26 protein-coding genes are annotated in these 26,243 nt (G+C 35.1%); 5 read left to right on the top strand and 21 right to left on the bottom strand.

Features of this window, described 5'->3' with window-relative positions; genetic code table 11:
• Positions 1-3: 3 nt before the first annotated feature.
• The 11 genes from KAOT1_RS11800 to mraZ all read right to left on the bottom strand — a co-directional run bounded on the left by KAOT1_RS11800 (position 4) and on the right by mraZ (position 12,746).
• Positions 4-723, bottom strand: a complete 720-nt coding sequence (locus KAOT1_RS11800) for a cell division protein FtsQ/DivIB (protein WP_007095045.1) — start codon at positions 721-723, stop codon at positions 4-6.
• Positions 713-2,065 (bottom strand): UDP-N-acetylmuramate--L-alanine ligase, encoded by a 1,353-nt coding sequence (gene murC, locus KAOT1_RS11805; protein ID WP_007095046.1) that lies wholly within the window; start codon positions 2,063-2,065, stop codon positions 713-715. The genes KAOT1_RS11800 and murC overlap by 11 nt, the downstream gene beginning before the upstream one ends.
• 5 nt (positions 2,066-2,070) lie before the next feature.
• Positions 2,071-3,171, bottom strand: a complete 1,101-nt coding sequence (murG, locus tag KAOT1_RS11810; protein ID WP_007095047.1) for an undecaprenyldiphospho-muramoylpentapeptide beta-N-acetylglucosaminyltransferase — start codon at positions 3,169-3,171, stop codon at positions 2,071-2,073.
• A 245-nt stretch (positions 3,172-3,416) separates the two neighbouring features.
• The gene (locus KAOT1_RS11815; protein ID WP_007095048.1) at positions 3,417-4,610 is read right to left on the bottom strand and encodes an FtsW/RodA/SpoVE family cell cycle protein; all 1,194 of its coding nucleotides are present in this window, start codon (positions 4,608-4,610) and stop codon (positions 3,417-3,419) included.
• Between the two features lie 275 nt (positions 4,611-4,885).
• Positions 4,886-6,226, bottom strand: a complete 1,341-nt coding sequence (gene murD, locus KAOT1_RS11820; RefSeq protein ID WP_007095049.1) for a UDP-N-acetylmuramoyl-L-alanine--D-glutamate ligase — start codon at positions 6,224-6,226, stop codon at positions 4,886-4,888.
• 109 nt (positions 6,227-6,335) lie between these two features.
• On the bottom strand, positions 6,336-7,568 hold the full coding sequence (gene mraY, locus KAOT1_RS11825) for a phospho-N-acetylmuramoyl-pentapeptide-transferase (RefSeq protein WP_007095050.1): 1,233 nt from the start codon (positions 7,566-7,568) through the stop codon (positions 6,336-6,338).
• A gap of 33 nt (positions 7,569-7,601) precedes the next feature.
• Positions 7,602-9,065, bottom strand: coding sequence for a UDP-N-acetylmuramoyl-L-alanyl-D-glutamate--2,6-diaminopimelate ligase (locus tag KAOT1_RS11830; RefSeq protein WP_007095051.1), 1,464 nt, complete (start codon positions 9,063-9,065; stop codon positions 7,602-7,604).
• Complete coding sequence (locus KAOT1_RS11835) at positions 9,062-11,068, bottom strand: penicillin-binding protein (RefSeq protein WP_007095052.1); 2,007 nt, start codon at positions 11,066-11,068, stop codon at positions 9,062-9,064. Before KAOT1_RS11835 ends, KAOT1_RS11830 begins: the two co-directional genes overlap by 4 nt.
• A gap of 7 nt (positions 11,069-11,075) precedes the next feature.
• Positions 11,076-11,393, bottom strand: coding sequence for an FtsL-like putative cell division protein (locus tag KAOT1_RS11840; RefSeq protein WP_007095053.1), 318 nt, complete (start codon positions 11,391-11,393; stop codon positions 11,076-11,078).
• A gap of 2 nt (positions 11,394-11,395) precedes the next feature.
• Positions 11,396-12,292, bottom strand: a complete 897-nt coding sequence (gene rsmH, locus KAOT1_RS11845; RefSeq protein ID WP_007095054.1) for a 16S rRNA (cytosine(1402)-N(4))-methyltransferase RsmH — start codon at positions 12,290-12,292, stop codon at positions 11,396-11,398.
• The gene (gene mraZ, locus KAOT1_RS11850) at positions 12,279-12,746 is read right to left on the bottom strand and encodes a division/cell wall cluster transcriptional repressor MraZ (RefSeq protein ID WP_007095055.1); all 468 of its coding nucleotides are present in this window, start codon (positions 12,744-12,746) and stop codon (positions 12,279-12,281) included. The genes rsmH and mraZ overlap by 14 nt, the downstream gene beginning before the upstream one ends.
• A gap of 285 nt (positions 12,747-13,031) precedes the next feature.
• Between mraZ and KAOT1_RS11855 the strand changes: the two genes are divergently transcribed.
• Together KAOT1_RS11855 and yihA are read left to right on the top strand one after the other, a co-directional pair.
• The gene (locus KAOT1_RS11855; protein ID WP_007095056.1) at positions 13,032-13,796 is read left to right on the top strand and encodes an alpha/beta fold hydrolase; all 765 of its coding nucleotides are present in this window, start codon (positions 13,032-13,034) and stop codon (positions 13,794-13,796) included.
• Between the two features lie 13 nt (positions 13,797-13,809).
• Positions 13,810-14,418 carry a ribosome biogenesis GTP-binding protein YihA/YsxC gene (gene yihA / locus KAOT1_RS11860; protein WP_007095057.1) on the top strand — a complete coding sequence of 203 codons (609 nt, stop codon included), beginning with the start codon at positions 13,810-13,812 and terminating at the stop codon, positions 14,416-14,418.
• On the opposite strand, the gene KAOT1_RS11865 is transcribed toward yihA, so the two are convergent.
• Complete coding sequence (locus KAOT1_RS11865; RefSeq protein ID WP_007095058.1) at positions 14,393-14,770, bottom strand: hypothetical protein; 378 nt, start codon at positions 14,768-14,770, stop codon at positions 14,393-14,395. The two genes, yihA and KAOT1_RS11865, sit on opposite strands and share 26 nt — an antisense overlap.
• Before the next feature lie 262 nt (positions 14,771-15,032).
• Positions 15,033-15,347 carry a hypothetical protein gene (locus tag KAOT1_RS11870; protein WP_007095059.1) on the bottom strand — a complete coding sequence of 105 codons (315 nt, stop codon included), beginning with the start codon at positions 15,345-15,347 and terminating at the stop codon, positions 15,033-15,035.
• 276 nt (positions 15,348-15,623) lie between these two features.
• Here KAOT1_RS11870 and KAOT1_RS11875 point away from each other — a divergent pair, with 276 nt between their 5' ends.
• Positions 15,624-16,376, top strand: a complete 753-nt coding sequence (locus KAOT1_RS11875; protein WP_007095061.1) for a DUF5995 family protein — start codon at positions 15,624-15,626, stop codon at positions 16,374-16,376.
• A gap of 41 nt (positions 16,377-16,417) precedes the next feature.
• Here KAOT1_RS11875 and gldC read toward each other — a convergent pair whose 3' ends face one another.
• Both gldC and gldB read right to left on the bottom strand, forming a co-directional pair.
• Positions 16,418-16,756 carry a gliding motility protein GldC gene (gene gldC / locus KAOT1_RS11880; RefSeq protein WP_007095062.1) on the bottom strand — a complete coding sequence of 113 codons (339 nt, stop codon included), beginning with the start codon at positions 16,754-16,756 and terminating at the stop codon, positions 16,418-16,420.
• Positions 16,756-17,709 (bottom strand): gliding motility lipoprotein GldB, encoded by a 954-nt coding sequence (gene gldB, locus KAOT1_RS11885; protein WP_157560116.1) that lies wholly within the window; start codon positions 17,707-17,709, stop codon positions 16,756-16,758. Before gldB ends, gldC begins: the two co-directional genes overlap by 1 nt.
• Positions 17,710-17,887: 178 nt before the next feature.
• Here gldB and nadE point away from each other — a divergent pair, with 178 nt between their 5' ends.
• The gene (gene nadE, locus KAOT1_RS11890; protein ID WP_007095064.1) at positions 17,888-18,676 is read left to right on the top strand and encodes an NAD(+) synthase; all 789 of its coding nucleotides are present in this window, start codon (positions 17,888-17,890) and stop codon (positions 18,674-18,676) included.
• A 169-nt stretch (positions 18,677-18,845) separates the two neighbouring features.
• The gene (locus KAOT1_RS11895) at positions 18,846-19,475 is read left to right on the top strand and encodes a response regulator (RefSeq protein WP_007095065.1); all 630 of its coding nucleotides are present in this window, start codon (positions 18,846-18,848) and stop codon (positions 19,473-19,475) included.
• Between the two features lie 85 nt (positions 19,476-19,560).
• Here the strand turns inward: KAOT1_RS11895 and KAOT1_RS11900 are convergent, their stop codons facing one another.
• The 6 genes from KAOT1_RS11900 to KAOT1_RS11925 all read right to left on the bottom strand — a co-directional run bounded on the left by KAOT1_RS11900 (position 19,561) and on the right by KAOT1_RS11925 (position 26,118).
• Positions 19,561-20,328 carry a hypothetical protein gene (locus KAOT1_RS11900; protein WP_007095066.1) on the bottom strand — a complete coding sequence of 256 codons (768 nt, stop codon included), beginning with the start codon at positions 20,326-20,328 and terminating at the stop codon, positions 19,561-19,563.
• A 16-nt stretch (positions 20,329-20,344) separates the two neighbouring features.
• Positions 20,345-22,306 carry a DNA primase gene (gene dnaG, locus KAOT1_RS11905; RefSeq protein WP_007095067.1) on the bottom strand — a complete coding sequence of 654 codons (1,962 nt, stop codon included), beginning with the start codon at positions 22,304-22,306 and terminating at the stop codon, positions 20,345-20,347.
• A 320-nt stretch (positions 22,307-22,626) separates the two neighbouring features.
• The gene (locus KAOT1_RS11910) at positions 22,627-23,685 is read right to left on the bottom strand and encodes a porin family protein (RefSeq protein ID WP_007095068.1); all 1,059 of its coding nucleotides are present in this window, start codon (positions 23,683-23,685) and stop codon (positions 22,627-22,629) included.
• Between the two features lie 47 nt (positions 23,686-23,732).
• Positions 23,733-24,521 carry a V-type ATP synthase subunit I domain-containing protein gene (locus KAOT1_RS11915; RefSeq protein ID WP_007095069.1) on the bottom strand — a complete coding sequence of 263 codons (789 nt, stop codon included), beginning with the start codon at positions 24,519-24,521 and terminating at the stop codon, positions 23,733-23,735.
• Entirely contained in the window at positions 24,508-25,071 is a 564-nt protein-coding gene (locus tag KAOT1_RS11920) for an RNA polymerase sigma factor (protein ID WP_007095070.1), read from the bottom strand. The genes KAOT1_RS11915 and KAOT1_RS11920 overlap by 14 nt, the downstream gene beginning before the upstream one ends.
• A 69-nt stretch (positions 25,072-25,140) precedes the next feature.
• A complete protein-coding gene (locus tag KAOT1_RS11925) occupies positions 25,141-26,118 on the bottom strand; it encodes a polyprenyl synthetase family protein (protein WP_007095071.1) in 978 nt (325 codons plus the stop codon).
• Between the last annotated feature and the right edge of the window lie 125 nt (positions 26,119-26,243).

A 26,243-nucleotide genomic window follows, 5' to 3' on the forward strand; every position in this document is an offset into this window, starting at 1 on the left:
GACTTATTTTTTGGTGCACACTACTTGATTGGTAAATTTTAAATCAACTTTCGTATAATCATTCAACGTTTTATCTTTTGTTGCTTTTTTGTAAAACGCTTTCAAATTATTCACCTTCTTCTCTATATTTTCAATATTGCCAAATAGCACCACAAAATCATTCGTTCTTAATTTTAGATTGAATGTGTTTGTTTCTGTTTGCACTATGGTAATGACGTTCTTTTTTAGAAACTCATCTTCGGCGATGTATTTTGCCAATACATATATATTTTTAAGCGCTGTTTTCACTACTTTACCTTCCACAAGTGGAACGCGCGCAGCCGAAACTGTAGACAAAGGCATCGCCTTCCCTTCAGAATCGATATAATAAGCGTCTTTTTTTGCGACACGTGCTATGGGTGTTCGCTCTTTAACTTTTGCACCAAGAGTCCCATTTACAGACAGATACACTTCTGCTTCTTGAATCATTTCGTTCGCGCGTAAACGTTCCTCTAGAACATCCAAATCTAACTGATCTTTTCGTATGTTCGTAACACTATCGTTATTTTGTATTAACAATTTATTAACCATCGTTCGCGTAATGAAATTTTGTCCGCCATCTACAAATTTTATCACTGGCTTTTCAATAATACGCGTTGCGTTTCTATTCGCCGAAAAGGCATATAGAAAGATTAATATTGCGACAATTGCAATTCCTTTTATGAGATTCCAATTAATGTTCAACTGCTAATTTATTTTTTATTTTTTCTACTTCTGCTCCTATATCTCCAGCGCCAACCGTTAGTAAAATATCCGTTTGTACTGTGGTGACGTGATTGACTAAGTTTTCTTTTGCTATTAACTGTTTTTGATCGTTTTTTATTTTATTTAATAACCAACTTGAGGTAACTCCTTCAATTGGTTTTTCCCTTGCGGGATAAATCTCTAAGAGAATAATTTCATCAAATTGCGCTAGACTTTCCGCAAATTCATCTGCAAAATCTCTGGTTCTACTGAATAAATGCGGTTGAAATATTGCTGTTACTTTTTTCTCTGGATACATTTCGCGAACCGCCTGATGCAACGCGTTTATTTCCGTTGGATGATGTGCATAATCATCAATAAACACAAAATCTGTCTTCTTTATTTGATAAGAAAATCGACGCTTTACTCCTGCAAATGTTCCCAAAGCTTTGGCGAGGCGGTCGGTTGGGGTTCCTATGATATCCGCCATCGCGAAAGCTACTAGACCGTTTAACAAGTTGTGTCGTCCGGGAATGTAAAATTGTACGTCTTCAATGATTTTTGATGGTGTTACAATTTCAAATACATACGCACCATGTTTAATGCGTATATTTTTTATATGATAGTCAGATGTTTCTTGGAATCCGTAGGTGATTCCATCCAACTGAATGTCTTCTTGCACAAATAATTTTCCGTTCGGCTTGATGCATTTGGTAAATTCGATAAACGAGTCTTGCAATGCTTCTTTTTCTCCATAGATGTCCAAGTGATCCGCATCTACGGAAGTGATACAAGCAATATCTGGCGAAAGCTGTAAAAACGATCGGTCGAACTCATCTGCTTCAACAACTGTGATTTCATTTCCTTTTAGAATTAAATTCGAGTTGTAATTTTCTGCAATTCCACCTAAAAAAGCAGTTACATTTATGCCCGATTCCGCTAACAAATGTCCTAGAATGCTAGATGTTGTCGTTTTTCCGTGTGTTCCTGCAACGCCCAAACAAAACGTGTCTTTTGTAATGAGCCCTAAAACTTCTGCACGTTTGTAGATATTGAAATCGTTTTCACGGAAATATGTGAGTTGCGCATGCGAGTTTGGAATTGCTGGCGTATAAATGATGATTGTTTGTTCTTTGTTTAAATATTCTAAAGAAATCTCAGCAATATTATCGTTGGTAGACACCTGAATTCCGAGTGCTTCCAAAGCATTGGTTATTTCAGTTTTTGTTTTATCGTAACCAGCCACATGTTTACCTTCAAATTTGAAATAGCGCGCCAATGCAGACATGCCGATTCCGCCAATGCCTACAAAATAAACGTTATGTATGTTTTTTAGGTTCACTATTTCTATTGATTCAATAATTTTTCTACTTCATCTACAATTCTTGATGTCGCGTCTGGCAATGCTAGTTTTTTGATTGCTTCTCCGAAATCAGCTTGCATTTTTTCAGATTTGATGAGTTCTTCAAAACAGATTTTAAACTCTACATCTAAGTCTTTTTCTCGAATGAGAATTGCTGCTTTTTGTTCCGTGATCGCCAATGCATTTTTGGTTTGATGATCTTCCGCTACGTTTGGCGAAGGAATGAATATGACAGGTTTTCCCACTATACATAATTCTGATACTGAACTCGCGCCAGCTCTCGAAATGATAACATCTGCAGCAGCGTACGCCAAGTCCATTTTGTTTACAAATTGACGTATTTGCACATGTTCCAAAGCGTCATAACCTTTGTATTGTTCGTAATAGAATTTTCCGCATTGCCAAATGACTTGCACGTTTTGATCTTTAAAGAAATCCAATTCCTTTTCTATGAGTTGATTGATTCTTCTTGCACCCAAACTTCCACCAATGATTAAGACTGTTTTTTTGTCTTCTTCTAGTTGAAAGAACGTTTTTGCTTCAGCTCTTTTACTTTTTATTTCTAATAAATCTTGTCGTACAGGATTTCCTGTTTTGATGATTTTTCCTTTTGGGAAGAATCGCTCCATATGGTCATATGCGACACATATTTTTTGCACTTGTTTTCCAAGTATTTTATTGGTGATTCCTGCGTATGAATTCTGCTCTTGAATTAACGCTGGTATTTTTTTTCCAGAAGCAACTCGCAATAAAGGTCCGCTAGCATATCCGCCAGTTCCAATGACTACATCTGGTTTGAATTTTTTAATGATTTTGCGTGATTTTATGATACTACTGATAACTTTGAATGGAAACATTAAGTTTTTCAGTGTTAGTTTTCGCTGTAATCCCGCAATCCATAATCCTTCTATTTTGTAACCTGCTTGTGGTACTTTTTCCATTTCCATGCGATCTTCTGCACCTACAAATAGAAATTCGGATGTTGGATATCGTCTTTTTAGTTCGTTCGCAATCGCAATCGCAGGATAGATATGTCCTCCTGTTCCGCCTCCTGAGAGTATGATTTTGAATGATTGACTTTTCATTTTTGATTTACGATTTTTGATTTACGATTTGTGACTTTTTGCTATCTTTTTTTTAGTCCTATTTTATTTTTTCTTTATTATCTACTTCGCGTTTTGAATTATTATTTACGACTTTTCATTTTTGATTTTTGTTCTTCGTTTTTGTTGATTCGTCATGCTGAACTCGATTCAGCATTTCGTTATTTATAGTAATATGCTTTTTGAATACTCTCAATACTAACATCTAAATACTCAATACTTATTTATCAAATGGCTTCACTTAAAACCGCCAACGGATTTTCATCTTTTTCTTGCTGTTCTATGATTTCTTCTCGTTTTTTACTCACACTCAACACAACTCCAACTGCCAAACACGTCATCCAAATAGATGTTCCTCCACTACTGATTAATGGCAATGTTTGTCCTGTAACTGGGAATAATTCTACCGCAACTGCCATATTGATTAATGCCTGAAATACGATTGGTAATCCGACGCCAATAGCGAGTAGTTTTCCAAAGATCGTATCTGCCTTGTGCGCAACTATGACAATTCGGAATAGCAAGAGTAAATACAGAAATAGCAACGATAATGCACCTACTAAACCGTATTCTTCTACGATGATTGCATAAATAAAGTCTGATGAACTTTGTGGCAATAGGTTTTTCATTACGCTTTTTCCTGCGCCAACACCGACAACTCCACCACTGGCAATGGCAATTTTAGCACGTTCCGATTGATCGTATGCTTCTGTCTTTTTATTACTTGCAAAGTTTTCTATTCGTTTTACCCATGTATCCACTCGGTTTGAAAATGCATTCGGAAATGCTTTTGCTGTCAAAATGAACATTGTTAAGCTTAAGATTCCTACTGTAATGATTCCTAAGAGATATTTCCAAGGATAACCTCCTAAGAAACACAACATTAATACCATTGAAAAGATGATTGCTGTGGTGGAAAAGTTTGCAGGTAATATGAGTCCGACCACTAGAAACACAGGAATCCACAACGGAACTATGGTTTCTTTGAACGTGACTGTTTTTTCTTTGATTCGCGAAAGATATCTTGCTACATAAATCATCAATACTACACTTGCCAATGTGGATGTTTGAAAGCGCAATCCGACAAACGGAATTCGCATCCAACGACTTGCATTTGCTCCTCCAATCGTTGTTCCTTGCGCTAGCGTGTACACTAGAAAGAGCAATACAATAGGCAACATGATAATTGACAACCCTCTGAAATAATGATACGGCATTTTGTGTACACCGTAAATGATTGCAAATCCTAAGAAAAGATGCGACGCATGCTTGATTAAGAATTTTAACGTATTTCCATCTCCGTACAGGTACGCCAAGTTACTACTTGCGCTGTATACAGGTAAAAACGAGAATAGCGCTAGCAAGGCAACTACTGCCCAAAGTGCTCGATCTCCTTTTATGTTTTTAAAGATGGTGTTCATTTACTTGGTGTTTGATGTTTCATCTCGACTCCGCTCGATGCGACAGTTATTCGTTATTCGTTATTCGTTATTCGTTATTCGTTATTCGTTATTCGTTATTCGTTATTCGTTATTCGTTATTCGTTATTCGTTATTCGTAAAATGCTTACACTGATTTTTAAATCAAAACGTAAACTCATAAACTTTTCAACTTTTTAAACTTTATGTCTCGTTGTTCGGTGTTTGAAAAAACTTTTACATTTAAAATTTTACATTTAGCATTTATAATTTCAACATTATAAACTTCTTACAGCTGCTTTGAATTGCTTTCCTCTTTCTTCATAGTTGTCAAATAAATCAAAACTTGCACAGGCTGGCGATAATAATACGTTATCTCCTTTTTCCGCGATTTTGTGTGCAATTTTTACAGCTTCCTCCATCGAAGTTGTTTCTACCATTAAATCTGCAACTCTACCAAATGATTCAATGATTTTTGAGTTATCAACTCCTAAACAGATGATTGCTTTTACTTTTTCGTGTACTAATGGCAATAGGTCTGAGTAATCGTTTCCTTTGTCTACTCCTCCAACAATCCAAACTGTTTGCGTTGTCATACTTTCTAATGCGTAGTATGTTGCGTTGATGTTTGTTGCTTTTGAATCATTGATGTATTGCACATTTTGGATTTTCAGTACTTTTTCCAAACGATGCTCTACACCTTGAAACCCTGACATACTTTCACGTATGGTTTGTTTTCTTATGTTCAATAGTTGTGCTACTGCAGAAGCTGCCATTGCATTTTTTACGTTGTGTTTACCTTCTAGTGCTAGCGAGTCCGTCGGCATAGTTATTGTCTTATTTTGTATCGTTAGTATTATATTTTCGTTTTCTAGGTATGCGCCATTCTCAAGTTTATTTTTGAGTGAGAATGGTATTAATGTTGATTTTACAGGATGTTTTTTCATCCAATTTGTGACAACTTCATCATCTGCATCGTAGATGAGATAATCGTCTTTTGTTTGATTCATCGCGATTCGAAATTTTGATGCGATGTAATTTTCAAATTTGTAATCGTATCGATCTAAATGATCGGGCGTAATGTTTGTAATGATGGCGATGCGTGGCTTGAAATCAATGATTCCATCTAATTGAAAACTGCTTAATTCCAACACATATGTATCATACGATTGCTCCGCAACTTGCTTTGCAAAACTGTCTCCCATATTTCCTGCAACACCTACATTTAGCTCGCCCTCTTTCAATACATGATGCGTTAACATCGTTGTGGTTGTTTTTCCATTACTTCCTGTGATTCCGACAATCATTGCATCTGTGAATTGCACTGCAAATTCTATTTCAGAAATGACTAAGATTCCTTTTTCTCGCAATTGCTTAACTAACGGAATCGTATCTGGAATTCCAGGACTTTTCATCACAATATTTGCATTGAAAATGTCAGCTTCCGTATGTTGCTTTTCTTCCCAATGTATTTCAAACTGATTCAGAACGTTTTTGTAGTGCTGTTTGATAGCTCCTTTGTCAGAAACAAATACTTCATAGCCTTTTTGCTTTCCCAGGATGGCAGTTCCTACACCACTTTCTCCGCCTCCTAATATGACTAATCGTTGTTTTGACACTATTCTTTTATGCTTTTAGCTACTGGCTTTTGGCTGTTAGCTTTTTATTGATTTGTTTTTCTGTTTATTCGTTTTTTGTCTATAAATCTAATGATCTAAACTATCTAACTTATCTCAGCTTTAGGGTTACAATCGTAAGAATTGCTAGTAGGATTCCAACAATCCAAAATCGAGTAACAATTTTACTTTCGTGATACCCTAGTTTTTGATAATGATGATGTAATGGCGACATTTTGAATATTCTTCTTCCTTCTCCAAATTTCTTTCGGGTGTATTTGAAGTAACTTACTTGCATGACTACCGATAGATTTTCCGCTAAGAAAATTCCACAAAGAATTGGAATCAACCATTCTTTACGAATTGCAATTGCAATTACTGCAATGATTCCACCAATCGTTAAACTTCCTGTGTCACCCATAAATACTTGCGCAGGATAGGTGTTGTACCACAAAAATCCGATGAGCGCACCAACAAAAGCCGCTATGTAAATCGTGATTTCTCCTGCTCTTGGTATGTACATGACGTTGAGATATTCTGAAAAGATTAGGTTTCCAGAAATCCATGCAAAAATCCCCAATGTTAGTACAATGATGGCGGAAGTTCCTGCGGCGAGTCCGTCAATTCCATCCGTTAAATTTGCTCCATTAGAAACTGCTGTGATAATGAATATGACAATCGGAATGAATATAATCCACGCATATTTTGCGTATTCAGGATTGATCCAAGTGATGAGTTTTGCATAATCGATTTCGTTGTCTTTTACGAACGGAATCGTCGTTTTCATCGAACGTTTTTCTTCTCCAAATTTCTTTGTTGGCGTATTATTAACAACCAATTCCTGTTGTTGTTTTACAGGTAATTCTTCACGAATGGTTACGTCTTGATGAAAAAACAACGTTGCTCCCACAATAATTCCGAGTCCAACTTGCCCTAATACCTTGAATTTCCCTTTGAGTCCGTCTTTATCGTTTTTGAATTTCTTGATATAATCATCTACAAAACCTATAATTCCCATCCAAATCGTCGTCACTAAAAGCAGAATGATGTAAATGTTTTCAAGTTTTGCAAATAGTAAAACAGGCACTAAGGTTGCTAAAATGATGATAACGCCTCCCATTGTTGGCGTTCCTGCTTTTTCTTTTTGCCCTTCTAAACCTAAGTCACGTACTGTTTCACCAATTTGTTTGGTGCGTAAATACGCGATGATTCTTTTTCCATAAATGGTAGAGATCAACAACGAAAGAATTACCGCCATAGCCGCCCTAAAACTCAGATAACTGAATAAGGAAGCTCCTGGAAACTGATATTGTTTTTCGAGATATTCAAATAAGTAGTATAACATATTTTTTTATTGTTGCGCTCTTTTTAAAATTGACTATTCGTTAAGATTGTCTAAGATTTCCTTTGCAATTTTGTAATCGTCAAAGTCACTTCGTTTTCCATTGATTTCTTGGTAGGTTTCATGTCCTTTTCCTGCAATGAGAATGATGTCATTTTCATTTGCCATTTGACATGCTGTTTTTATAGCTTGTTTTCTATCGGTAATAGAAAGTGTTTTTTTATAGTTTTGTGGTTCAACGCCTTTTTCAATAGCTTCAATGATAGTCATCGGATCTTCGCTACGCGGATTGTCAGATGTAAATATTGCTTTTGTACTCAGTGTTGATGCGATGTTGCCCATTTTTGGACGTTTTGTGGTATCACGATCGCCACCACAACCCACAACCGTAATGAGTTGCTCATTTCCTGTGCGAATGTTATTGATGGTTTCTAGCACATTTTTTAATGCATCAGGCGTATGCGCATAATCCACAATGGTGGTAATTTTGTTTTTTGAGATGAAATATTCAAAGCGACCACTCACACTTTCAAGTTCACTGATGAGTCGCAAGATTTCAATTTCTTCCAAGCCTAATAATTCCGCTGTAGCGTAAATAGACAGTAAGTTGTACGCGTTAAAACTTCCAATGAGCTTCGTCCAAACTTCGTTGTCGTTTATTTTTAAGAGCAATCCTGCCAATCTGTTTTCCAAGATTTGCGCACGATAGTCTGCATACGTTTTTAGCGCGTAGGTATATTTTTTGGCTTTGGTATTTTGCATCATTACCAAGCCGTTTTTGTCGTCAATGTTTACGAGACAGAAGGCTTCTTTTGGCAATTCGTCAAAGAATTTCTTTTTGACATCTCTGTATTCCGCAAATGTATCGTGATAGTCTAAGTGATCGTGTGATAGATTCGTAAAGATTCCACCTTGAAACACCAAACCTGCGGTTCTTTTTTGATGAATTCCGTGTGAAGAAACTTCCATGAAACAGTATTCGACACCTTCATGATTCATTTTTTGCAAATAGCTGTTGATTGTGAGTGAATCTGGTGTTGTATGTGTCGCTTTGTATTCTTTGTCGTCTACTAAAATTTTTACCGTAGATAGCAAACCTACTTTGTAACCTGCTTTTTTAAATAGTTGATATAATAAGGTTGCAATAGTCGTTTTCCCATTAGTTCCTGTAACTCCGATTAGCTTTAAGTTTTCAGAAGGATTTCCGTAATAGTTTGATGCCATTACTGCCAACGCGCTACTTCCGTTATCAACTTGCACGTAGGTGATTCCGTTGATAATGTTTTTCGGAATTTCTTCACAGATTACCGCGATTGCTCCTGCTTTGATAGCTTTTTCAATGTAACTATGTCCATCAACTTCATATCCTTTTATGGCGATAAATACATCGTTTAATTGCACTTTTCGCGAATCAAAGACAAGTTCGCGCACCGCGATAGTTGTATCGCCTGTAACCGCCTCAATGTGAACTTTATATAGTATGTCTTTTAGTGTTTTCACGATAATTCTAGTACAATTTGTTTTTGAGTTCCTATTTTTTTGCCAGCTTCTAGTGATTGTTTAGTCACTTTTCCTTTTCCTTTGACTTCTACACGCAATCCTAAGTTTTCTAGTAGCGGAATGGCGTCCATTGCTGGCATTCCAACTACGTTTGGCACAATAGTTTTGTATTTGTTTATTTTTTCGATGTATGTTTTATAGTTTTTTTCAACAACATTGTTTACTTCTTCTATGTTTTCAACTTGATCGAATATTGGCGTATCACGATATATTTTATGTGCAATTTTTTTGAATACTGGTCCTGAAACGTCCGCCCCGTAATATCCAATACTTCTATCTGGCTCATGAATTACGACGATGCATGAATATTTTGGATTTTCCACTGGAAAGAAACCTGAAAATGTAGAAATGTATTCTTTGTTTTCTTTGATGATGTAGTTTTTCTGACACGTTCCTGTTTTTCCTGCCATAGAAAAATCTGGCGAATACAAACCGTTTCCTGTTCCGTGTTTTTTCTCCACAACGTTTTGCATCATTTTTTTAACTTTCGCTACAGTTTCTTTGGAACAGATAGAAGGATTGATAACTTCTTTTTCAAATACTTTTTCGCTTGCGTACCAATTTTCTCGAACTGCTTTTACAAATCTTGGACGCACCATTTCACCATCGTTTGCGATAGCGTTGTAAAACGTAAGTGTTTGTAATGGCGTTAAGGAAACTCCGTACCCGAATGCCATCCACGGAAGTGAAAGTCCATTCCATCCTTTGTCTTTAGGATGCGGTATTTTTGGCTTTCCCTCACCTCTTATCGGCAAACTCAGCGTATCATTTAGTCCCATATTGTAAAGTCGGTTCACAAATTTTTCTGGATTTTTCCCGTAGAAATCTGTTACTATTTTTACAATTCCTGTGTTTGATGACACTTCAAATGCTTCTGAAGCTGATATTTTTCCGTAACCTCTGTTGTTGGAATCACGAACGGTTTTCCCGTAAAAGGTAAGTTTTCCGTTTCCTGTATCTACTACATAGTTACTATCGATTACTTTATCTTCCAATGCCGCAACCATTGCCATGAGCTTGAATGTTGAACCAGGTTCGTGCGATTCTCCAACAGCATAATTAAGACGTTCGTAATATTTTCCTTTGGTGTTTCTTCCTAAATTTGAAATTGCTTTTATTTCGCCTGTAGCCACTTCCATGACTACTACACAACCGTGATCTGCTTTGTATTTTTCCAATTGCTCTAGCAATGCGTGATGCGCAATGTCTTGAATGTTTACATTAATCGTAGATATGATATCAAAACCATCTTGCGGCTCTAGTTCGTTGTCATCAGAAACAGGTTTCCATTGTCCTTTGGCAATTTTTTGTTCTAAACGTCTTCCTGCTTTTCCGCGTAAATATTCCCCAAAAGCACCTTCGAGTCCAACTCTTGTGTAATGTCCGTTTTCGTCTTTTCGTTCGTAACCTACAGTTCTGTGTGCAATGCCTCCAATTGGATGTTCGCGGACATTTTTCACTTTACTTATAAAACCACCTTTGTTAGCACCGTGTTTGAATATTGGAAATTGTTTGATGCGAATGTATTCGGAGTAACTCAGGTTTCGTACAATTAACAGGTATTGATTTTCGTTTCTACGTGCTGTTGATAGCTTTTTTTCATATACCGAAGAAGGTCTTCCAAACATTGCCGATAAAGAATCAGATAATGCTTTTACATTTTCATCAATGAAGATGTGTTTTTTTACTGTTTTTGCATCAAAAAAGATGTCGTATTTAGAAACTGAAGTGGCGAGTAAGCTACCGTCGTCTGCATATACATTTCCACGACTTGGCGCAATAGTAGCGTTTCTAAAAGTTTGCTCTTGCGCCATTTCTTTGTACTTTTCTCCTTCTACAAATTGGATGTTTATTAATTGTACAGCAACCGCTATCGCAAAGAGAAACATACCTCCTGCGACAAAATATAAACGATTTAATATGTTTTTTTCGGTTACTGGCATTATTGATTTATTGTTGTGATTTTACTCTAATTTTTTTTGGCGGATTTTCAGAAGGCGCTAATCCTTTTTCCGCTACTTTTTCTGTGATGTACGATTCTAGTTTTAGTTCTTGCAATTTTGTCCGTGCATCTACAAATTGACTTTTTAGTTCTTTTATTTCGTCATTCAGCTTTGCTATTTTATGCACTTTTTCATCTGCCCAATGCGAACTTGCTATCATGATTAATGCTAAAAACGAAGCAAATAAGATGAAACGCCAATTTTTGATCGCGTCATCTTTTATGAGAAACTTCCCTTTTAGTATGTCATATATATTCTGCTTCATTGCTACAGACGTTCTGCTATTCTTAGTTTTGCGCTACGCGCTCTGTTGTTTGTCTTTATTTCTTCGTTTGATGGAATAATTAGTTTTCCAACTTTTTTGAATGGCACCTCTACTCTACCATAAAAATCTTTTTCAGGTTCACCTTCAAACAAACCATTTCTGATGTATCGTTTTACCAATCGGTCTTCGAGTGAATGGTAACTTATCAAGCTGAGTCTTCCGCCTTTTTCTAGTAATTCTTGCGTTTGCAATAGAAATTCTTTTAAGACTTCTATTTCCTGATTGACTTCTATTCGAATCGCCTGATAGATTTGCGCCAAGACTTTGTGTTCTCTGTGCTTAGGCAAAAAACGTTGTAATGCCACACGCAATTCTTCAGTTGTTTTGATAGGTTCTTCTGATCTTGCTGAAACAATTTGCGCTGCAATTCCTTTGGCATTTCTCACTTCTCCGTACAAAGACAAGATTGATCGTAAATCTTCTTCCGAATATTCATTGACGACATGGTAGGCTGAAATTTCCCCTTCTTGATCCATTCGCATATCCAAATCCGCTTCAAAACGCAATGAAAAACCACGTTCTGCAACATCGAATTGATGTGACGAAACGCCAAAATCACCTAAGATTCCATCTACTTTTTTTATTCCATAAAACCGTAAGAACTTTTTGAGATGTCTAAAATTTTGATGAATTAGTGTAAACCGTGAATCATCAATGGTATTTTCTAGCGCATCTTGATCTTGGTCAAAAGCATATAGTTTTCCGTTTTCTCCGAGTCTATTCAAAATTTCTTTTGAATGTCCGCCGCCACCAAAAGTTACATCAACATAGACGCCATCTTCTTTGATGTTGAGTCCATCAACCGTTTCTTTTAGCAATACTGGATTATGATATTCCATCTGCATCGTCATTTCCCATTACTTCTTCTGCCAAATCTCCTATGTCAACTGCCGAATCATCTGTGGCAGTGTTGTATTGTTCTTTATCCCAAATTTCAACAATGTTGATTGCTGACGAGAGTACTATTTCTTTTTTGATACCTGCAAAAACCACTAAGTCTTTCGGAATCAACAATCTTCCTGCAGCATCAATTTCCACCATACGAACACCTTTGCTAAATCTTCGGATGAAATCGACATTCTTCTTTTTAAAACGATTAAGTTTGTTCAGTTTTTGCGTAACAACGTTCCATTCGCTCATAGGATGCAACTCCAAACACGAACCAAATAAACCTTCTTTGATGACAAATCCTTCTTGTAAAATCGGCGACAACTGCTTTTTTAAGTCAGCAGGAACAAGCATTCGCCCTTTGGCGTCTACTTTGCATTCGTATGTTCCGATTAAATTTATCACTTGAGAATATGATTTACCTATTATAAGATTCAAATATATTGAAAAAATTACCACATTTTACCACATTTTACCACTTTGTTGATAAGTTTTTCCATTTTCAGGACTAAAACCCTATAAATACGCTATAAATCAAACTTTTGAAAAGTGGGAATCCAAAAACGAAATAGTTCTTTTTTGGTTCATTTTTGTGATGTTTTGATAGTTTTTAGAGACATTTTAAAAAAAGCATCTTAATAATTTCGAAATGCCTATATTTGTCTCTTGTTAAAAAACTGATAGCCATTAATGAAAGAAAGCTTTAAAAAGGAAGGTAAATTCAATTATCTCGAACTGGGAGAAGGGACACCTATCGTTATTTTGCATGGCTTAATGGGCGGCTTAAGTAATTTTGAAGCCGTTACCGAAAATTTTTCTGCGAAAGGATATAAGATTTTAATTCCTGAGTTGCCTATTTATACTAAGCCACTTCTGAAGACAACCGTAAAGAATTTTGCGAAGTATGTCAAAGAATTTATTCTACATAAAAAGCTCGATAAAGTAATTTTACTCGGAAATTCACTTGGTGGTCATATTGGACTGCTTACTACAAAGTTATATCCTGAATTGGTAAAAGGATTAGTGATTACAGGAAGTTCTGGATTGTATGAAAGTGCCATGGGCGACGGATATCCGAAACGCGGTGATTATGAGTTTATTAAAAAGAAAAGTGAAGATGTTTTTTACGATCCTGCTGTAGCTACTAAAGAGATTGTTGATGAAGTTTTTGCCACGGTAAATGATCGTAGTAAGTTGATAAAAACGTTGGCAATCGCCAAAAGTGCCATTCGCCATAATATGGGAAAAGATTTGCCTAAAATGAACATTCCAACAGGAATTATTTGGGGAAAAAACGACACCGTAACACCACCAAATGTCGCCGAAGAATTTCATGAGTTACTTCCTGATTCTGACTTGTATTGGATTGATAAATGCGGACATGCACCAATGATGGAACATCCACAAGAATTCAACAAACATTTACAAGATTGGCTGACAAAACGTAATTTTTAATCTACACATTGTTATGAAGATAAAATCTGCCGAATTTGTAATGAGTAATTCGGATGTTGCGAAATGTCCTAGAAACAAAATTCCTGAATATGCCTTTATTGGTCGTTCTAATGTTGGAAAGTCTTCATTGATTAATATGCTGACACAGCGTAAGAGTTTGGCAAAAACTTCTGGAAGACCTGGAAAAACACAACTTATCAATCATTTTAAGATTAATGACGAATGGTTTTTGGTCGATTTACCAGGTTACGGATATGCACGTGTTTCTAAGAGTGCTAAAAAAGTTTTTCAAAAGTTTATTACCGAATATTTTAGAAAACGCACACAGTTAGTTTGTGGTTTTGTGTTGGTTGATATTCGTCACGAACCGCAAAAGGTAGATTTGGAGTTTATGCAATGGCTGGGTGAAAATCAGATTCCTTTTTGTATTGTTTTTACGAAAGCTGACAAATTGCGTCCGTCACAAATTGACAAACATGTAAATGCTTATCGAGAAAAGTTATTGGAAGATGTTTGGGAAGAAATGCCACAACATTTTGTAACGTCTTCTTCAAAAGCAATTGGACGTGAGGAATTGCTGGATTTTATCGGGCAAATCAATCAGGATTTGAAAAATTCATAGTTTCAGCTTTTGCTTCAATCAAACGAATTAATTCTTTAGAATTTTCTATTTTTTCTATTTCACTTTTCGGAATCCACTCTGTGAGTTTTTGATCTTTTTGCAAGAGTATCGCAGGATATTTTGTGTCTATACTTTTGTATTTTTTTTCAAATTCATCGTTGTGTAAAAATTCTAGCGGAAGCTTCGTTTTTTCTCTAAAATTTTTCCATTGTTCATTTTCTGAAAATGCATCATGCGTGATCGCACATAGTTTACATTGATAGGTTTTTGGGCTGATGAGTTTGTGCGCCATATCAAGCAAACTATTTACTTTCCCTGATTTTGCATTGTATATGAAGATGATTTTGGGCATTGATGGGTTTTGGGTTTTGGGTTTTGGGTTTTGGGTTTTGGGTTTTGGGTTTTGGGTTTTGGGTTTTGGTAAGTTGTTTATTATAGTTTCATTTCAAAGTCTAAACTCATAAACTTATCAACTATTGAACCCTAAACTTGTTTATTCGTTTTTTGTGGATTTGTTGATTCTTGAGAAACACCCAACATCCAAACACCTAATTTTGTCGTATAAATTTTACTTTCCTTCTTCAACACTTACACCTTAATCTATACAACAGTAATTACTTCATTTTTAGTTCTATTACTGATTCTACTTTGTAAACACGATCATTATCATCCGCTGCTTTTAGTAACATTGTAAATGCCCTTCCAACATACGAATTAGCATCTTCACCATATTTTTTAAATAATTTATTTTCTTCATCTTTAACCGTGATCGCTTCCTCTTTACTGTCTGTAAAAAAAAGCATTCCACCTTCGGCGCCGTCAAAAACAACTTCGTATGTGGTAATATTATTGTTTAATGATTTTGAAGTATAATCAATTGAGTTAATTGACAATATTGTTATACTAAAGAGTGCTATAAGGATTTTCATAATGGTTTATTTTTCAGTTATTACAAAGTAACAACCAAAATCAACAGTATGCGTTACACATTTATTTATTATTGTTATAAAATCTCTATGAGAATCATCATCCAAACATATTGAAAATCAACTAATTAGATTTGTTTTGACGATTTATAAAATGGATCTTATGCTCTTTCTAACAGCTCCAAAACACTGAATCTAAAAGAATCTGTCGTAATTTCTTTTAATTTCTTTACAGCATTAGAAGATTTTCCTATTTTTAGTTTACCAAAAACACCAACCATGCAAGCTACTACAATTGATGAAGTTATTTTATTTCTTGATGAAATTATTGAACAAAACAAAAAAATCCCAAGCACAATGGGCTATTTCGCAGCTTTATATCAAAAAGTGACTTGTAAAGTCAAGGAAGGAATTGAGAGTGGTTTTTTTGATGATAATCCGCGTATGGAAAAGCTAGATGTGATTTTCGCCAACAGATATTTACAAGCGTATACCGATTATCAAAATGGCGTGAAACCTACGACTTCATGGCAGATTGCATTTGAAAAAACCGATAGTTATTGGCTAATTGTGCTGCAACATTTGCTTTTAGGAATGAACGCACATATCAATCTCGATTTAGGAATTGCCGCTGCCGAAGTGATGAAAGGAAAAGATATAAACGATTTACATAACGATTTTAATAAAATCAATATAATTTTGAGCGCATTGGTGCATGACGTTCAAAAAGAATTGTCACTGATTTGGTCATTTTTAGCCAAAATTTTAAAGAAAACAGAAAAATTTAGCATCATTTTGACTGATTTCAGCATGAAACTTGCCAGAGATGGCGCTTGGAAGTATGCAACTTTGCTAGCTAGTTCTCCCGAAGCAAATTGGACACAATTGATTGCCGATCGAGATATTAATATAGCCGAAAAAGCCAATATAGTTCTAGATCCTGGGTTTATTGCAAAGCTTATTTTTAAAATTATCCGACTAGAAGAAAGTGGCACTATTAAAACAAGAATTGAGATTTTAGAGAAAGATTAAATTTCAATAGCACTTATTTTTATATTCTTCAAAAAGATATTCTATTTTTTTACAATTTCTAGTTTTTCAGCGAAATAGTCACAAAAATCCAACATGGTTGCGCTCATTTTTTCATCGTTTGTTGCACGTTGAAATGTTTTTGCCATAGATACTAATGTTTGATGATAGAATACTTTCATTTCATCAACAGGCATATCTTTAGTCCACAAATCGATACGCAAACTTTCTTGTGCTTTGTGATCCCAAACAGACAACATTACTGCTTTTGAAGGTTCATTGACAACACCACCATCTTTTGCCGTCCAGTTGATCGCTTCTGGAACATTATTTTCATCTACTGTTACTGCAATTTTTATCTCAGACTTGAGTTTATTCGCCATTACTTCTTTGGTTTGTACTTTGAATTGTTAAAAATTTCTTCTGCTGGTTTCCCTAACATTTGCCGCAAAGATACGTCATTATTTTTCATATATGCCTGTACAATTTGATAGCCAATGTAACGACCAACGCCACCAGGTGATTCGTTATCTAATTCTAGATAAAACTTGGAAAAAGGCGCCAAATTTAAAAATCGAGCATCCAATTTATTGTTAGTACTGTACAACAATTCTTTTTCTATAAAGTACGTCCAAATTTGTGCTTCATTGACTGCTGCCCAATCAGCTTGTCGGTTTGTATATCCAAATTGCATGGCTATACTTGCTTTTGGTACCAACAGTGATTTGATGTATTGTATTTTTCCATAATAGATCATTTTACTTAAAAAAGTACGTTCACGAGGAGATTTTACTTGTGAAAAAGCAAATTCGCTAGCAATGTCTACTGGAATCATTTCCTTTTCAAAAGTATGAGAAATGTATTTTTGAATGCCTTCATAATATTTGTGATCTGCACCTAAATATGTATTGAGCGCAATGAGAAACATGTCTTCATATAGAATTACTTTTTTGCGATAGTCTTCTGTAGTTACAGTCAATATTTTTGGCGGATCGTATTCTGGAAAGTAAAATTCTATATGTTGTAATACAGATTTGATATCGCGATGTACAGGCGCAAAATCATCAAAAACAGCGTCAATTTCAGTTTTTAGCTCTTTTTGCAACGGATCGTTCATGGTGTATACCCAAGTAGAATCGGGCACTGAGCTTGGAAAGAATATCGGATAGGCTTTTTTTAATTCTGGTAAATCTGCTGGAGTCGCATTTAGAAAAATTTGGTCAAAACGAGCCACATTTACGTCTATTGGAATCGCTGCAATTTCTTTTTCAAGTGTATTTTCATCAGCGCATCCAATCAATATCAACACACACAAGTACAATAGTTTTTTCATCATATTTTAAGTTAATCCTTATAGCTAAACGCAAACTATATTTATAAATTTTATTCCGCTTCCATATTTGTCTGCAAATTTACTTTTTTTATCTTGTAAAAAAATCGAAATAGATGAAATGCGTTTAGAATTATTCTTGGCGAATTCCATGAAACAGCATTAATTAAGAAAAAACAAACTAATGAAAACTGAAAAGGTAATAGATCATATTGTAGGATGGTTAAAGGATTATGCAACAAACGCAAAAGTGAATGGATTTGTAGTTGGAGTTTCTGGAGGAATTGATTCCGCAGTCACATCTACTTTGTGTGCAAAAACAGGATTACCAACTTTGTGTATTGAAATGCCAATTCATCAAGCAAAAAGTCATGTGACACGTGCGCAAGAACATATAAAACAGTTAAAAGAACGCTTTGAGAATGTCACAGATGTTCGTGCAGATTTAACGCCCGTTTTTGAAGAATTTAAAACAGAAGTTTCCTTAGAAGGCGAACAAGCAACGGTTGATATGGCTTTGGCAAATACCAGAGCACGCTTACGTATGACGACTTTATATTACTACGCTGGTTTATTGGGAAGATTGGTAGCAGGAACAGGAAATAAGGTAGAAGATTTTGGTGTAGGTTTTTATACTAAATATGGCGATGGCGGTGTTGATTTGAGTCCAATTGCTGATTTGATGAAAAGCGAAGTGTATGCATTGGGGAAAGTTCTTAAAGTTCCGACATCTATTATGGAGGCAAAACCTTCCGATGGCTTATTTGGCGATGCGCGAAGTGATGAAGATCAAATTGGTGCTAACTACGATGAACTTGAATGGGCTATGCAAATGAATGATGAAGGAAAAACCGCTGAAGACTTTACAGGAAGACAACAAGAAGTTTTTAAAATCTACAAAAGATATAATACTGCAAACCAACATAAAATGATTCCAATTCCAGTCTGCATAATACCGCAAAATCTTACATAAAAAATCGCCTTTTTTAATAGTTTTTATAAAAATTTGTTTAAATTTGTTGCTACAGACCCCCTAAACCTGAAATAAAAATTGATTCGTTTTTATGTTAGCATGACATAACCATAAACGAACCTTTCTTTATGTGATGGTCTGATTTAATAATAACTTTAAAAACTAAATTATGGTTAAAGTATTAATTGCAGACAATCATCCCATTGTTCGAAAAGGAATTAAAGCCTTATTCAAGAACTCTACAGAGATTGATGTAGTAGGTAAAGCTGCTACAACCTCTGAGCTTTTTGACTTTATTAGTCAAGAACACGTAGACGTTGTTTTACTTGAAATGGATATTCCCGAAGTCAATGGTATTACTGCTTTGAGAAGACTTAAAAAAGACTTCGCTGACGTAAAAGTGATTATGTTTAGTTCACACTCTGAAGATGTTTACGCTGTAAGCACATTAAGAGCTGGAGCTTCTGGTTACTTGTCAAAATCTGTCGCTACAAATGTTATTAAAGACGCTATTGTTAAAGTTGCCAATGGAGGCATCTATATTAGCAATGAATTGGCGCAACGTTTAGCATTTGATGAAAGCACAAACAAACCTCGTCGATTCTTCAGACGTTTATCTACAAGAGAAGTAGAAGTATTAAAACTTTTAGCTTCTGGTAAACGTAACAAACATGTAGCAGAAGAATTGAACCTTAACGAAAAAACTGTGAGTACGTACAAAGCTCGCCTAATGCGAAAGTTGAATGTAGACAACTTAGTTGACCTATTACAACAAGCAAAAGCATTGGAATTACTGTAATTGCATTTGTGAAGATTTAATTCTTTACTACAGTAAAAAAGATTTTATGATGGTATGCATGCGTTTTTTAAATGCAGACATATCATCATTTTTTTGTCTCATCATAAAGTTTTCTAGGAAAGCTTACGCATCCGCCACAAATAAGCAATGTTGAATTTCGCTCTTTTATGTGTTTGATGAGTTTCTTTTCTAGTGGCGAAAGCGGCAGTTTTTCTTTTTCTTCCAAACCTTCTAATCCTTTTACTCCGTAAGCTTGCAATTCAGGGTTGAACGATGTTAACCATTTTCTAAAGTATTTTCCGTTTCTTATGTCGTCAAAATATATATCGTTATATACTAATGGAGCATTTGCTATTGACGAATAGCCACATTGAAATCCGTAAATTCTCCTTTCTTTCAATTGATCTACAAAATCTGAAATTCTAAAGTTGGTTTCGTATAATTTATTGTGTAGTTCAATATGCGCGGATAGTTTTTCGTAATCGAAATATGAATTTACGTTTCCAGTACTTTCTTCATAACTAATTAGGCAAATAATAGAATCTCGTTTTGAAAATACATGTACTTTATATTCTTTATATCTTGAATACCTTCCTAAAGGATGCTCGATAGTAATCGTATAAATTGCTTGTTTTAGATTGTTGTCTAATATTCTATCAAATTCAAAACCACCTCTTATGGAATTAATAAGACGAATGTGCTTAAATTTTTTCTTCTTTAGAGAATCCAGATTAAATTCTTGGTAGTTTTTAAAATATCCCTGAAGTTCGTAATCTGCTTCAATTCCTTCCTTACTTTGCGAGAACAGCAGCAATGATTGCAATAAAAATGTACACGTAATTATTTTTTTCATGTGTGATTGCTTCTAGTTACATCACTCTTTTTAACTGCTCAGAAAGTGATTTTTTGAGGAAGATGTAATCCTTTATTTCTTCTAAAATACTTTGCAAATCTTCTAGCTTTGTGTCTTCTGACAGACTGAGTTTGAGTTCTTCTATCTTAAGGTTTATTAGAAAACAACGCAAACTAAGAATGGTTTCGCTTGTAAGTTGTGCAATGGTTTCTTCTTTTGGTTTTACAAAGATGTTTTGTGCTTCCCAATTGTGCAATTCGTAACGTTCTTCACGCATTAGAATGTCTGTGACTTCATTGGCAACTTCTGGTTCAATTTCATTGACAAATGTATCCAATTCTAAACTTCCTGTTGCATTGAGTTTTTCAATGGCTTTGTAATAAATTTTTTGAAATTTTTCATTTGCCAAGTCAATTTCATCTTGTTGCAAGTCTAAGTAGAGTTTTTGAAATACTTTGGCTTCAAAGAGTTCGCGTTCCATTTTTAATTCACCATCATCATCTTCCTTTAAAATCAAGTCTTCAAATGTTGCTTCCATGTTTCCGTAGAGCAATAATATTTCTATTAATTTACGCTCTAATATATATTGAACATCAACACTTTTTGCTTTTTCTTTAGGTTTGATGACTTCAAAAGCCTTCTTTTCTTGCTTTATTTTTTTGTTGGCGTCCTTAATTTCTTTGTTTTGCAATTGAGCCAAAGTCGCAAATAGTACTTCCTCTGAAATGTCCATGATACGAGACGTTTCACGCAAATACAATTCTTGTTTGATACGATCGGACACTTTCGAGATACTCGACATCATATCGTTGATGACTTCTGCCTTTTTGATCGGATCATTTTTGGCAACTTCCATTAATAAAGAAGCTTTGTAACTGATAAAATCTTTTACATTGTTTTCAAAGTATGCCAACACATCTTCCAACGCATTGTTTTTTGTAAAACTATCTGGATCTTCTCCATCAGGAAAGGTACATACGCGTACATTCATTCCTTGTTCTAAGATTAAATCTACTCCACGAAGTGACGCACGAATTCCCGCCGCATCTCCATCATAGAGAACGGTTATATTTTTCGTTAAACGATTTATCAACCGAATTTGTTCCGCCGTTAAGGCAGTTCCTGAAGAAGAAACTACATTGTGTATTCCCGCTTGATGCATTTGAATGACATCTGTATAACCTTCTACCAAGTAACAGTTGTCTTCTTTTGCAATGGCTTGTTTTGCATAGTACAAACCGTATAAAACTTTACTTTTATGGTAAATATCACTTTCGGGCGAATTGAGATATTTGGCAGCTTTTTTATCATTCGTCAAGATTCTTCCTCCAAAACCTAAGACACGTCCGCTCATACTGTGAATTGGAAACATGACTCTACCTTTGAAACGATCAAAACGTTTTTCGCCTTTTACAATGGTAAGTCCCGTTTTTTCCAGATACGTAAGATTGTAGCCTTCTTTTAAAGCTGTGTCGGTAAACGCACTCCATTCGTCCAACGCATAACCCAATCCAAATTTTTTGATGGTTTCCTGCGTAAAACCTCGTTCTTTAAAATAGGTAAGTCCGATGGCTTTTCCTTGTGGCGCTTCCCAAAGTACTTCTTGATGATATTTTTTGGCATATTCCGACACCAAATACATGCTTTCTTTTTCGTTGGCTAAAGCTTTTTCTTCATCCGTACGCTCTGTTTCTTCAATTTCAATTCCGTATTTATTGGCTAAATACCGAATGGCTTCTGGATAGGTAAAATGTTCGTGCTCCATTAAGAATGCAACGACGTTTCCTCCTTTTCCCGAACTGAAATCTTTCCAAATTTGTTTTACGGGCGATACCATAAACGAAGGTGTTCGTTCGTCTGAAAACGGACTTAATCCTTTGAAGTTACTTCCCGATTTTTTGAGTTGTACAAAATCGCCAATCACTTCTTCTACGCGAGAAATGTCAAATACAGCATCTATGGTTGATTTAGCGATCAATGGTTTCGGGATTTTTAGGAATAGTTTTCAAAAATACTAAGTTTTGAGGGAATTTTGGATGTTGAATGCTGAATTTTGAATTGTCTTTTACTGTAACTTTTACATTAGACAATAAATAATAGTTTCAAAGCACTTCTCGACACAAAATCTTTTCAATATTTTACTCGAAGTGACGACTTAGTTTTCAATAGTAATTTTGAATTCTAAAACCATCACTTCGAGTAGATTTGCACAGCAAATTTGTATCGAGAAGTACTATGAAGTTTATCGTTTTATAGACGAACTCATCTTAAAAGTACAAGTAGCTAAAACCAAATCTGTTAAAATACGTCTAGACGTACACCAAATGAAATGTTGCGTTGTTTGGCATTTGGACTTTTGAATATGGGCGATAAGTCATATTTGCAATACAAACTTAAATCGTCCCAACCAATGTAACCTGCCAAACCGTACACAAATGAGTTGGTGTTGAAGTTTCTACGAATTTCTTGGTCAACGCGATCGCCATCTTGCGAATATTTTAGTTTTTGCTTTACTGCAATGTTGAATCCGGCATAACCACCAATTCCAATTTTAAATTTTTGATGTGTGTTATAGCGAATGTAACGATCCGTTTCTTTTTTGTTGGAAGGACCAAATTCGAAGTAAATTGGCACAACTAGATTGGTCGTTCTAATTTTGGAACGTCGCAAATCGTTTGGAAATTGTTCTAAGGTTGTCAAGTTGCCATTATCAACAAATACACGATTTCCTGTTGGTTTTAAGTTGTTGTATTGCAACGATATTCCGTATTTGAATCTTACAAAATTATGTTCTTTAAAAAGGCGTGTTCGCCAGCTAATTCCAAATTCAAAGAATCGTGAACCTGCCATTCGGTAATCAGATTCGCTGAGTGATTTTCCTTCTTGTATGGCATTGTTAAGCCCGAAAGCAAATACTAAGTCAGAATAGGTTCGTCTGTCATAACGAAAAGGTCTTTTTTTAATTTTTCGTGTGTCAAATACTTCTCCAAAGCGAATAAAACTTCCTCTTTCCTGAATTCGGTAATCGAGCAATAGTTCGCGTTTTTCTTTTGCCATGCGATATTCAATATTTGCCGCTGTTAGCATTGCTGCTTTCTTTTTTTGTTGTTCGGCTTCTGCTGTTGTGATTTTCCCTTTTTCAAGTTCTGAGTTGATTTGTGCTACCGTATTTTTTAGCAATATTTTTTCATCTTCGGTAATGATACGTAAACGATTTGCCAAATACTTTTTGGTTCGCTCTTTTTTGAGTGCTACAGAATCTTGTGTGCGTTTTGGAATGTTGTCTTTTTGTTGTGCATTTGCACTAAAATTTATGCATAGGAATAGTAAGCATAAATACAATGTACTTGTTTTCATGTTCGTTTTTTTAGGATGTTATTGATGATTTTTTAACGTATAAACAACTAATTATCAGTTAGCGCCGTTCGTGTTTTTTGAACTCTGTGTTTGATAAGTTCGAATACTTTTCGTTTGAATGACATGTCTAATTCGTATTCTACTTCGCCCAATAATTCGTCTGCAGTTGCGAATCGTAGGGCATCAGTTTCTTCTTCTTTTACTTCTAATTCTGCGAAGGATTCTTGCGCTTCTTTTAGCAACTGATTGATTTCTTCGTCAGTAATTGTAATGTTTTCTGTTTCCGACAATGCTGTAATAGAAGCTTTTAGTTCTTTAGTAATGTCTAACTCAACTTCTTTTTGTGCTACCACAGGTTGTAATTCTTTCAGTAGCGTATCAATTTTATGAATGGCTACTGTATTTTGAATTTCTTTTTGCAATTCTATTTTTAGTGGTGCTTTTATTGCCTTTTCAGCAGATGTTTCTTTTGGAGATGTTTTTATTTTTTCAAGCAGTTTTGTTTCTTCTGATTGTACAACTACTTCTTTAAATATTTCATCATTTGTAACTTCTTTTAAAACAACAGGCGTTTTTATATCTTTATTTTGTTTGATGATTTCTTTAGAATTTGTGTCAACAATCGTATCTGAGTTTGCATTTCTATCATTTTTCAGAAACATGAATGCAATGACACCAAATAATACTGCCAGACATGCTGCGTACGGAAGGTAAAAAGTTTTGCGTTTTTTCTTCTGATCGTTTGTATCTAGCTGACTAGCGAGCTTCTCCCAAGAATTTTCAGATACTTCCATCCTACGTTCTTCCAACTTATTTTTTAGTTCATGCGATTTCATTAGCTCTGTTTTTTTTTGATCGTAGTTGTGATTGAAGCGTTTTTTTTGCTTTGAATAATTGTGTTTTGGACGTACTAATGGAAATATTCAACATTTCAGCAATTTCTTGATGTTTGTATCCTTCTATTTCATAAAGATTGAATACAATTCGATATCCTTGCGGCAACATGTCAATTGCTTTTTGAATTTCTTCTACACCAGCATTCACGTCCATTTCACAATCAGCAATTGCCGTGTAGCTTTCTATTTCTTCTACAGCAATAAGCGGATTTTTTTTTCGAAGAAAAGAAATCGATTCCCGAATCATAATTCTTCGTATCCAACCTTCAAAACTTCCTGTATTTTTGTACGTTTTTAGTTGTGTAAATACTTTGAAAAATCCTGAAAGCATGGTTTCTTCGGCATCGTGAACGTTCGAAATATAGTATCGACAAACACTTAGCATTTTTGGTGCATGTTGTGCATATAACGTTTGCTGCGCTTTTCGGTCGTTGCGCTTAGCTCGTTTTATGAGTTGTGCTTCTTGTAGATGTAATTGAATAACTTTCACTATACAGATTGCTTTCTATGTATATAGACGCAAATTTTATGCAAATGGTTGTCTGCACATGAAAAAAAATTATTTTTTTCTATCAATCACATAGTTGACCATTAATTCTAATGAATCTTTATATGTTGATTGAGGATAGATTTCTAGGAGTTTGAGCGCTTTTTCTTGATACGATTTCATTTGGGTAATTGCATATTCCAATCCGCCTGTTTTTTTCACAAAAGCAATGACTTCTTTGACTCTTTTTTTGTCTTTGTTGTGATTTTTTATGGAATTAATCACCCACTTTTTTTCTTGTTTGGTGCAATGATTCAAAGCATAAATTAATGGAAGTGTCATTTTTTGCTCTTTGATGTCAATTCCGGTGGGCTTTCCAATTTGCGTATCGCCATAATCAAATAAGTCATCTTTTATCTGAAATGCCATTCCGATATATTCACCAAATAGTCGTAAGTTTTCAACTTCTTCATCAGAAGCATTTACAGATTTTGCACCCATTGCACAGCAAGCTGCAATTAAAGTTGCCGTTTTTTGTCGAATGATCTCGTAATATACATCTTCTGTAATATCTAGTTTACGAGCTTTTTCAATCTGTAACAATTCGCCCTCGCTCATTTCGCGCACTGCGACAGAAATAATTTTCAGCAAATCAAAATCGCCATTATCAATAGAAAGTAACAATCCTTTCGACAGTAAATAATCACCGACTAATACTGCAATTTTATTCTTCCATAAAGCATTGATCGAGAAAAAACCTCGTCTTCTGTTGGAATCATCAACCACATCATCATGTACAAGTGTTGCCGTATGTATTAGTTCGATTACGGAAGCTCCACGATAAGTCCGATCGTTTACCAATCCATCAGAAACCATTTTAGAAACTAGAAACACAAACATAGGACGCATTTGCTTCCCTTTACGATTTACAATGTAGTGTGTGATACGATTGAGTAGTGCGACTTTGGAAGTCATCGAGTTGGAAAACTTCTTTTCAAAGAGTTCCATTTCTGTAATAATAGGCTGTTTTATCTGCGCAACTACTTTCATTCGGCTGCAAAGATATTAACTAATTCGATGATTTTATAGTTTTTAACAAGTTTCGAACAGTTCCTAGGTATAATTTATCGTTTTATTTTAGTTATTCCAGTGTTAACAACAAGTGGTTTGGGTTA

The organism is Kordia algicida OT-1, from assembly GCF_000154725.1.
In the GTDB taxonomy this organism is placed as follows: Bacteria; Bacteroidota; Bacteroidia; order Flavobacteriales; family Flavobacteriaceae; genus Kordia; species Kordia algicida.

Coding starts and splice junctions, on each gene's coding strand:
- murG (WP_007095047.1), bottom strand. CDS start 3,171: ATGAAAAGTCAATCATTCAAAATCATACTCTCAGGAGGCGGAACAGGA.
- nadE (WP_007095064.1), top strand. CDS start 17,888: ATGAAAACTGAAAAGGTAATAGATCATATTGTAGGATGGTTAAAGGAT.
- gldC (WP_007095062.1), bottom strand. CDS start 16,756: ATGGCGAATAAACTCAAGTCTGAGATAAAAATTGCAGTAACAGTAGAT.
- KAOT1_RS11925 (WP_007095071.1), bottom strand. CDS start 26,118: ATGAAAGTAGTTGCGCAGATAAAACAGCCTATTATTACAGAAATGGAA.
- rsmH (WP_007095054.1), bottom strand. CDS start 12,292: ATGGAATATCATAATCCAGTATTGCTAAAAGAAACGGTTGATGGACTC.
- yihA (WP_007095057.1), top strand. CDS start 13,810: ATGAAGATAAAATCTGCCGAATTTGTAATGAGTAATTCGGATGTTGCG.
- KAOT1_RS11900 (WP_007095066.1), bottom strand. CDS start 20,328: ATGAAAAAAATAATTACGTGTACATTTTTATTGCAATCATTGCTGCTG.
- KAOT1_RS11815 (WP_007095048.1), bottom strand. CDS start 4,610: ATGAACACCATCTTTAAAAACATAAAAGGAGATCGAGCACTTTGGGCA.
- KAOT1_RS11915 (WP_007095069.1), bottom strand. CDS start 24,521: ATGAAATCGCATGAACTAAAAAATAAGTTGGAAGAACGTAGGATGGAA.
- KAOT1_RS11840 (WP_007095053.1), bottom strand. CDS start 11,393: ATGAAGCAGAATATATATGACATACTAAAAGGGAAGTTTCTCATAAAA.
- gldB (WP_157560116.1), bottom strand. CDS start 17,709: ATGATGAAAAAACTATTGTACTTGTGTGTGTTGATATTGATTGGATGC.
- KAOT1_RS11870 (WP_007095059.1), bottom strand. CDS start 15,347: ATGAAAATCCTTATAGCACTCTTTAGTATAACAATATTGTCAATTAAC.
- KAOT1_RS11835 (WP_007095052.1), bottom strand. CDS start 11,068: ATGCCAGTAACCGAAAAAAACATATTAAATCGTTTATATTTTGTCGCA.
- KAOT1_RS11875 (WP_007095061.1), top strand. CDS start 15,624: ATGCAAGCTACTACAATTGATGAAGTTATTTTATTTCTTGATGAAATT.
- KAOT1_RS11895 (WP_007095065.1), top strand. CDS start 18,846: ATGGTTAAAGTATTAATTGCAGACAATCATCCCATTGTTCGAAAAGGA.
- KAOT1_RS11855 (WP_007095056.1), top strand. CDS start 13,032: ATGAAAGAAAGCTTTAAAAAGGAAGGTAAATTCAATTATCTCGAACTG.
- KAOT1_RS11910 (WP_007095068.1), bottom strand. CDS start 23,685: ATGAAAACAAGTACATTGTATTTATGCTTACTATTCCTATGCATAAAT.
- mraY (WP_007095050.1), bottom strand. CDS start 7,568: ATGTTATACTACTTATTTGAATATCTCGAAAAACAATATCAGTTTCCA.
- KAOT1_RS11865 (WP_007095058.1), bottom strand. CDS start 14,770: ATGCCCAAAATCATCTTCATATACAATGCAAAATCAGGGAAAGTAAAT.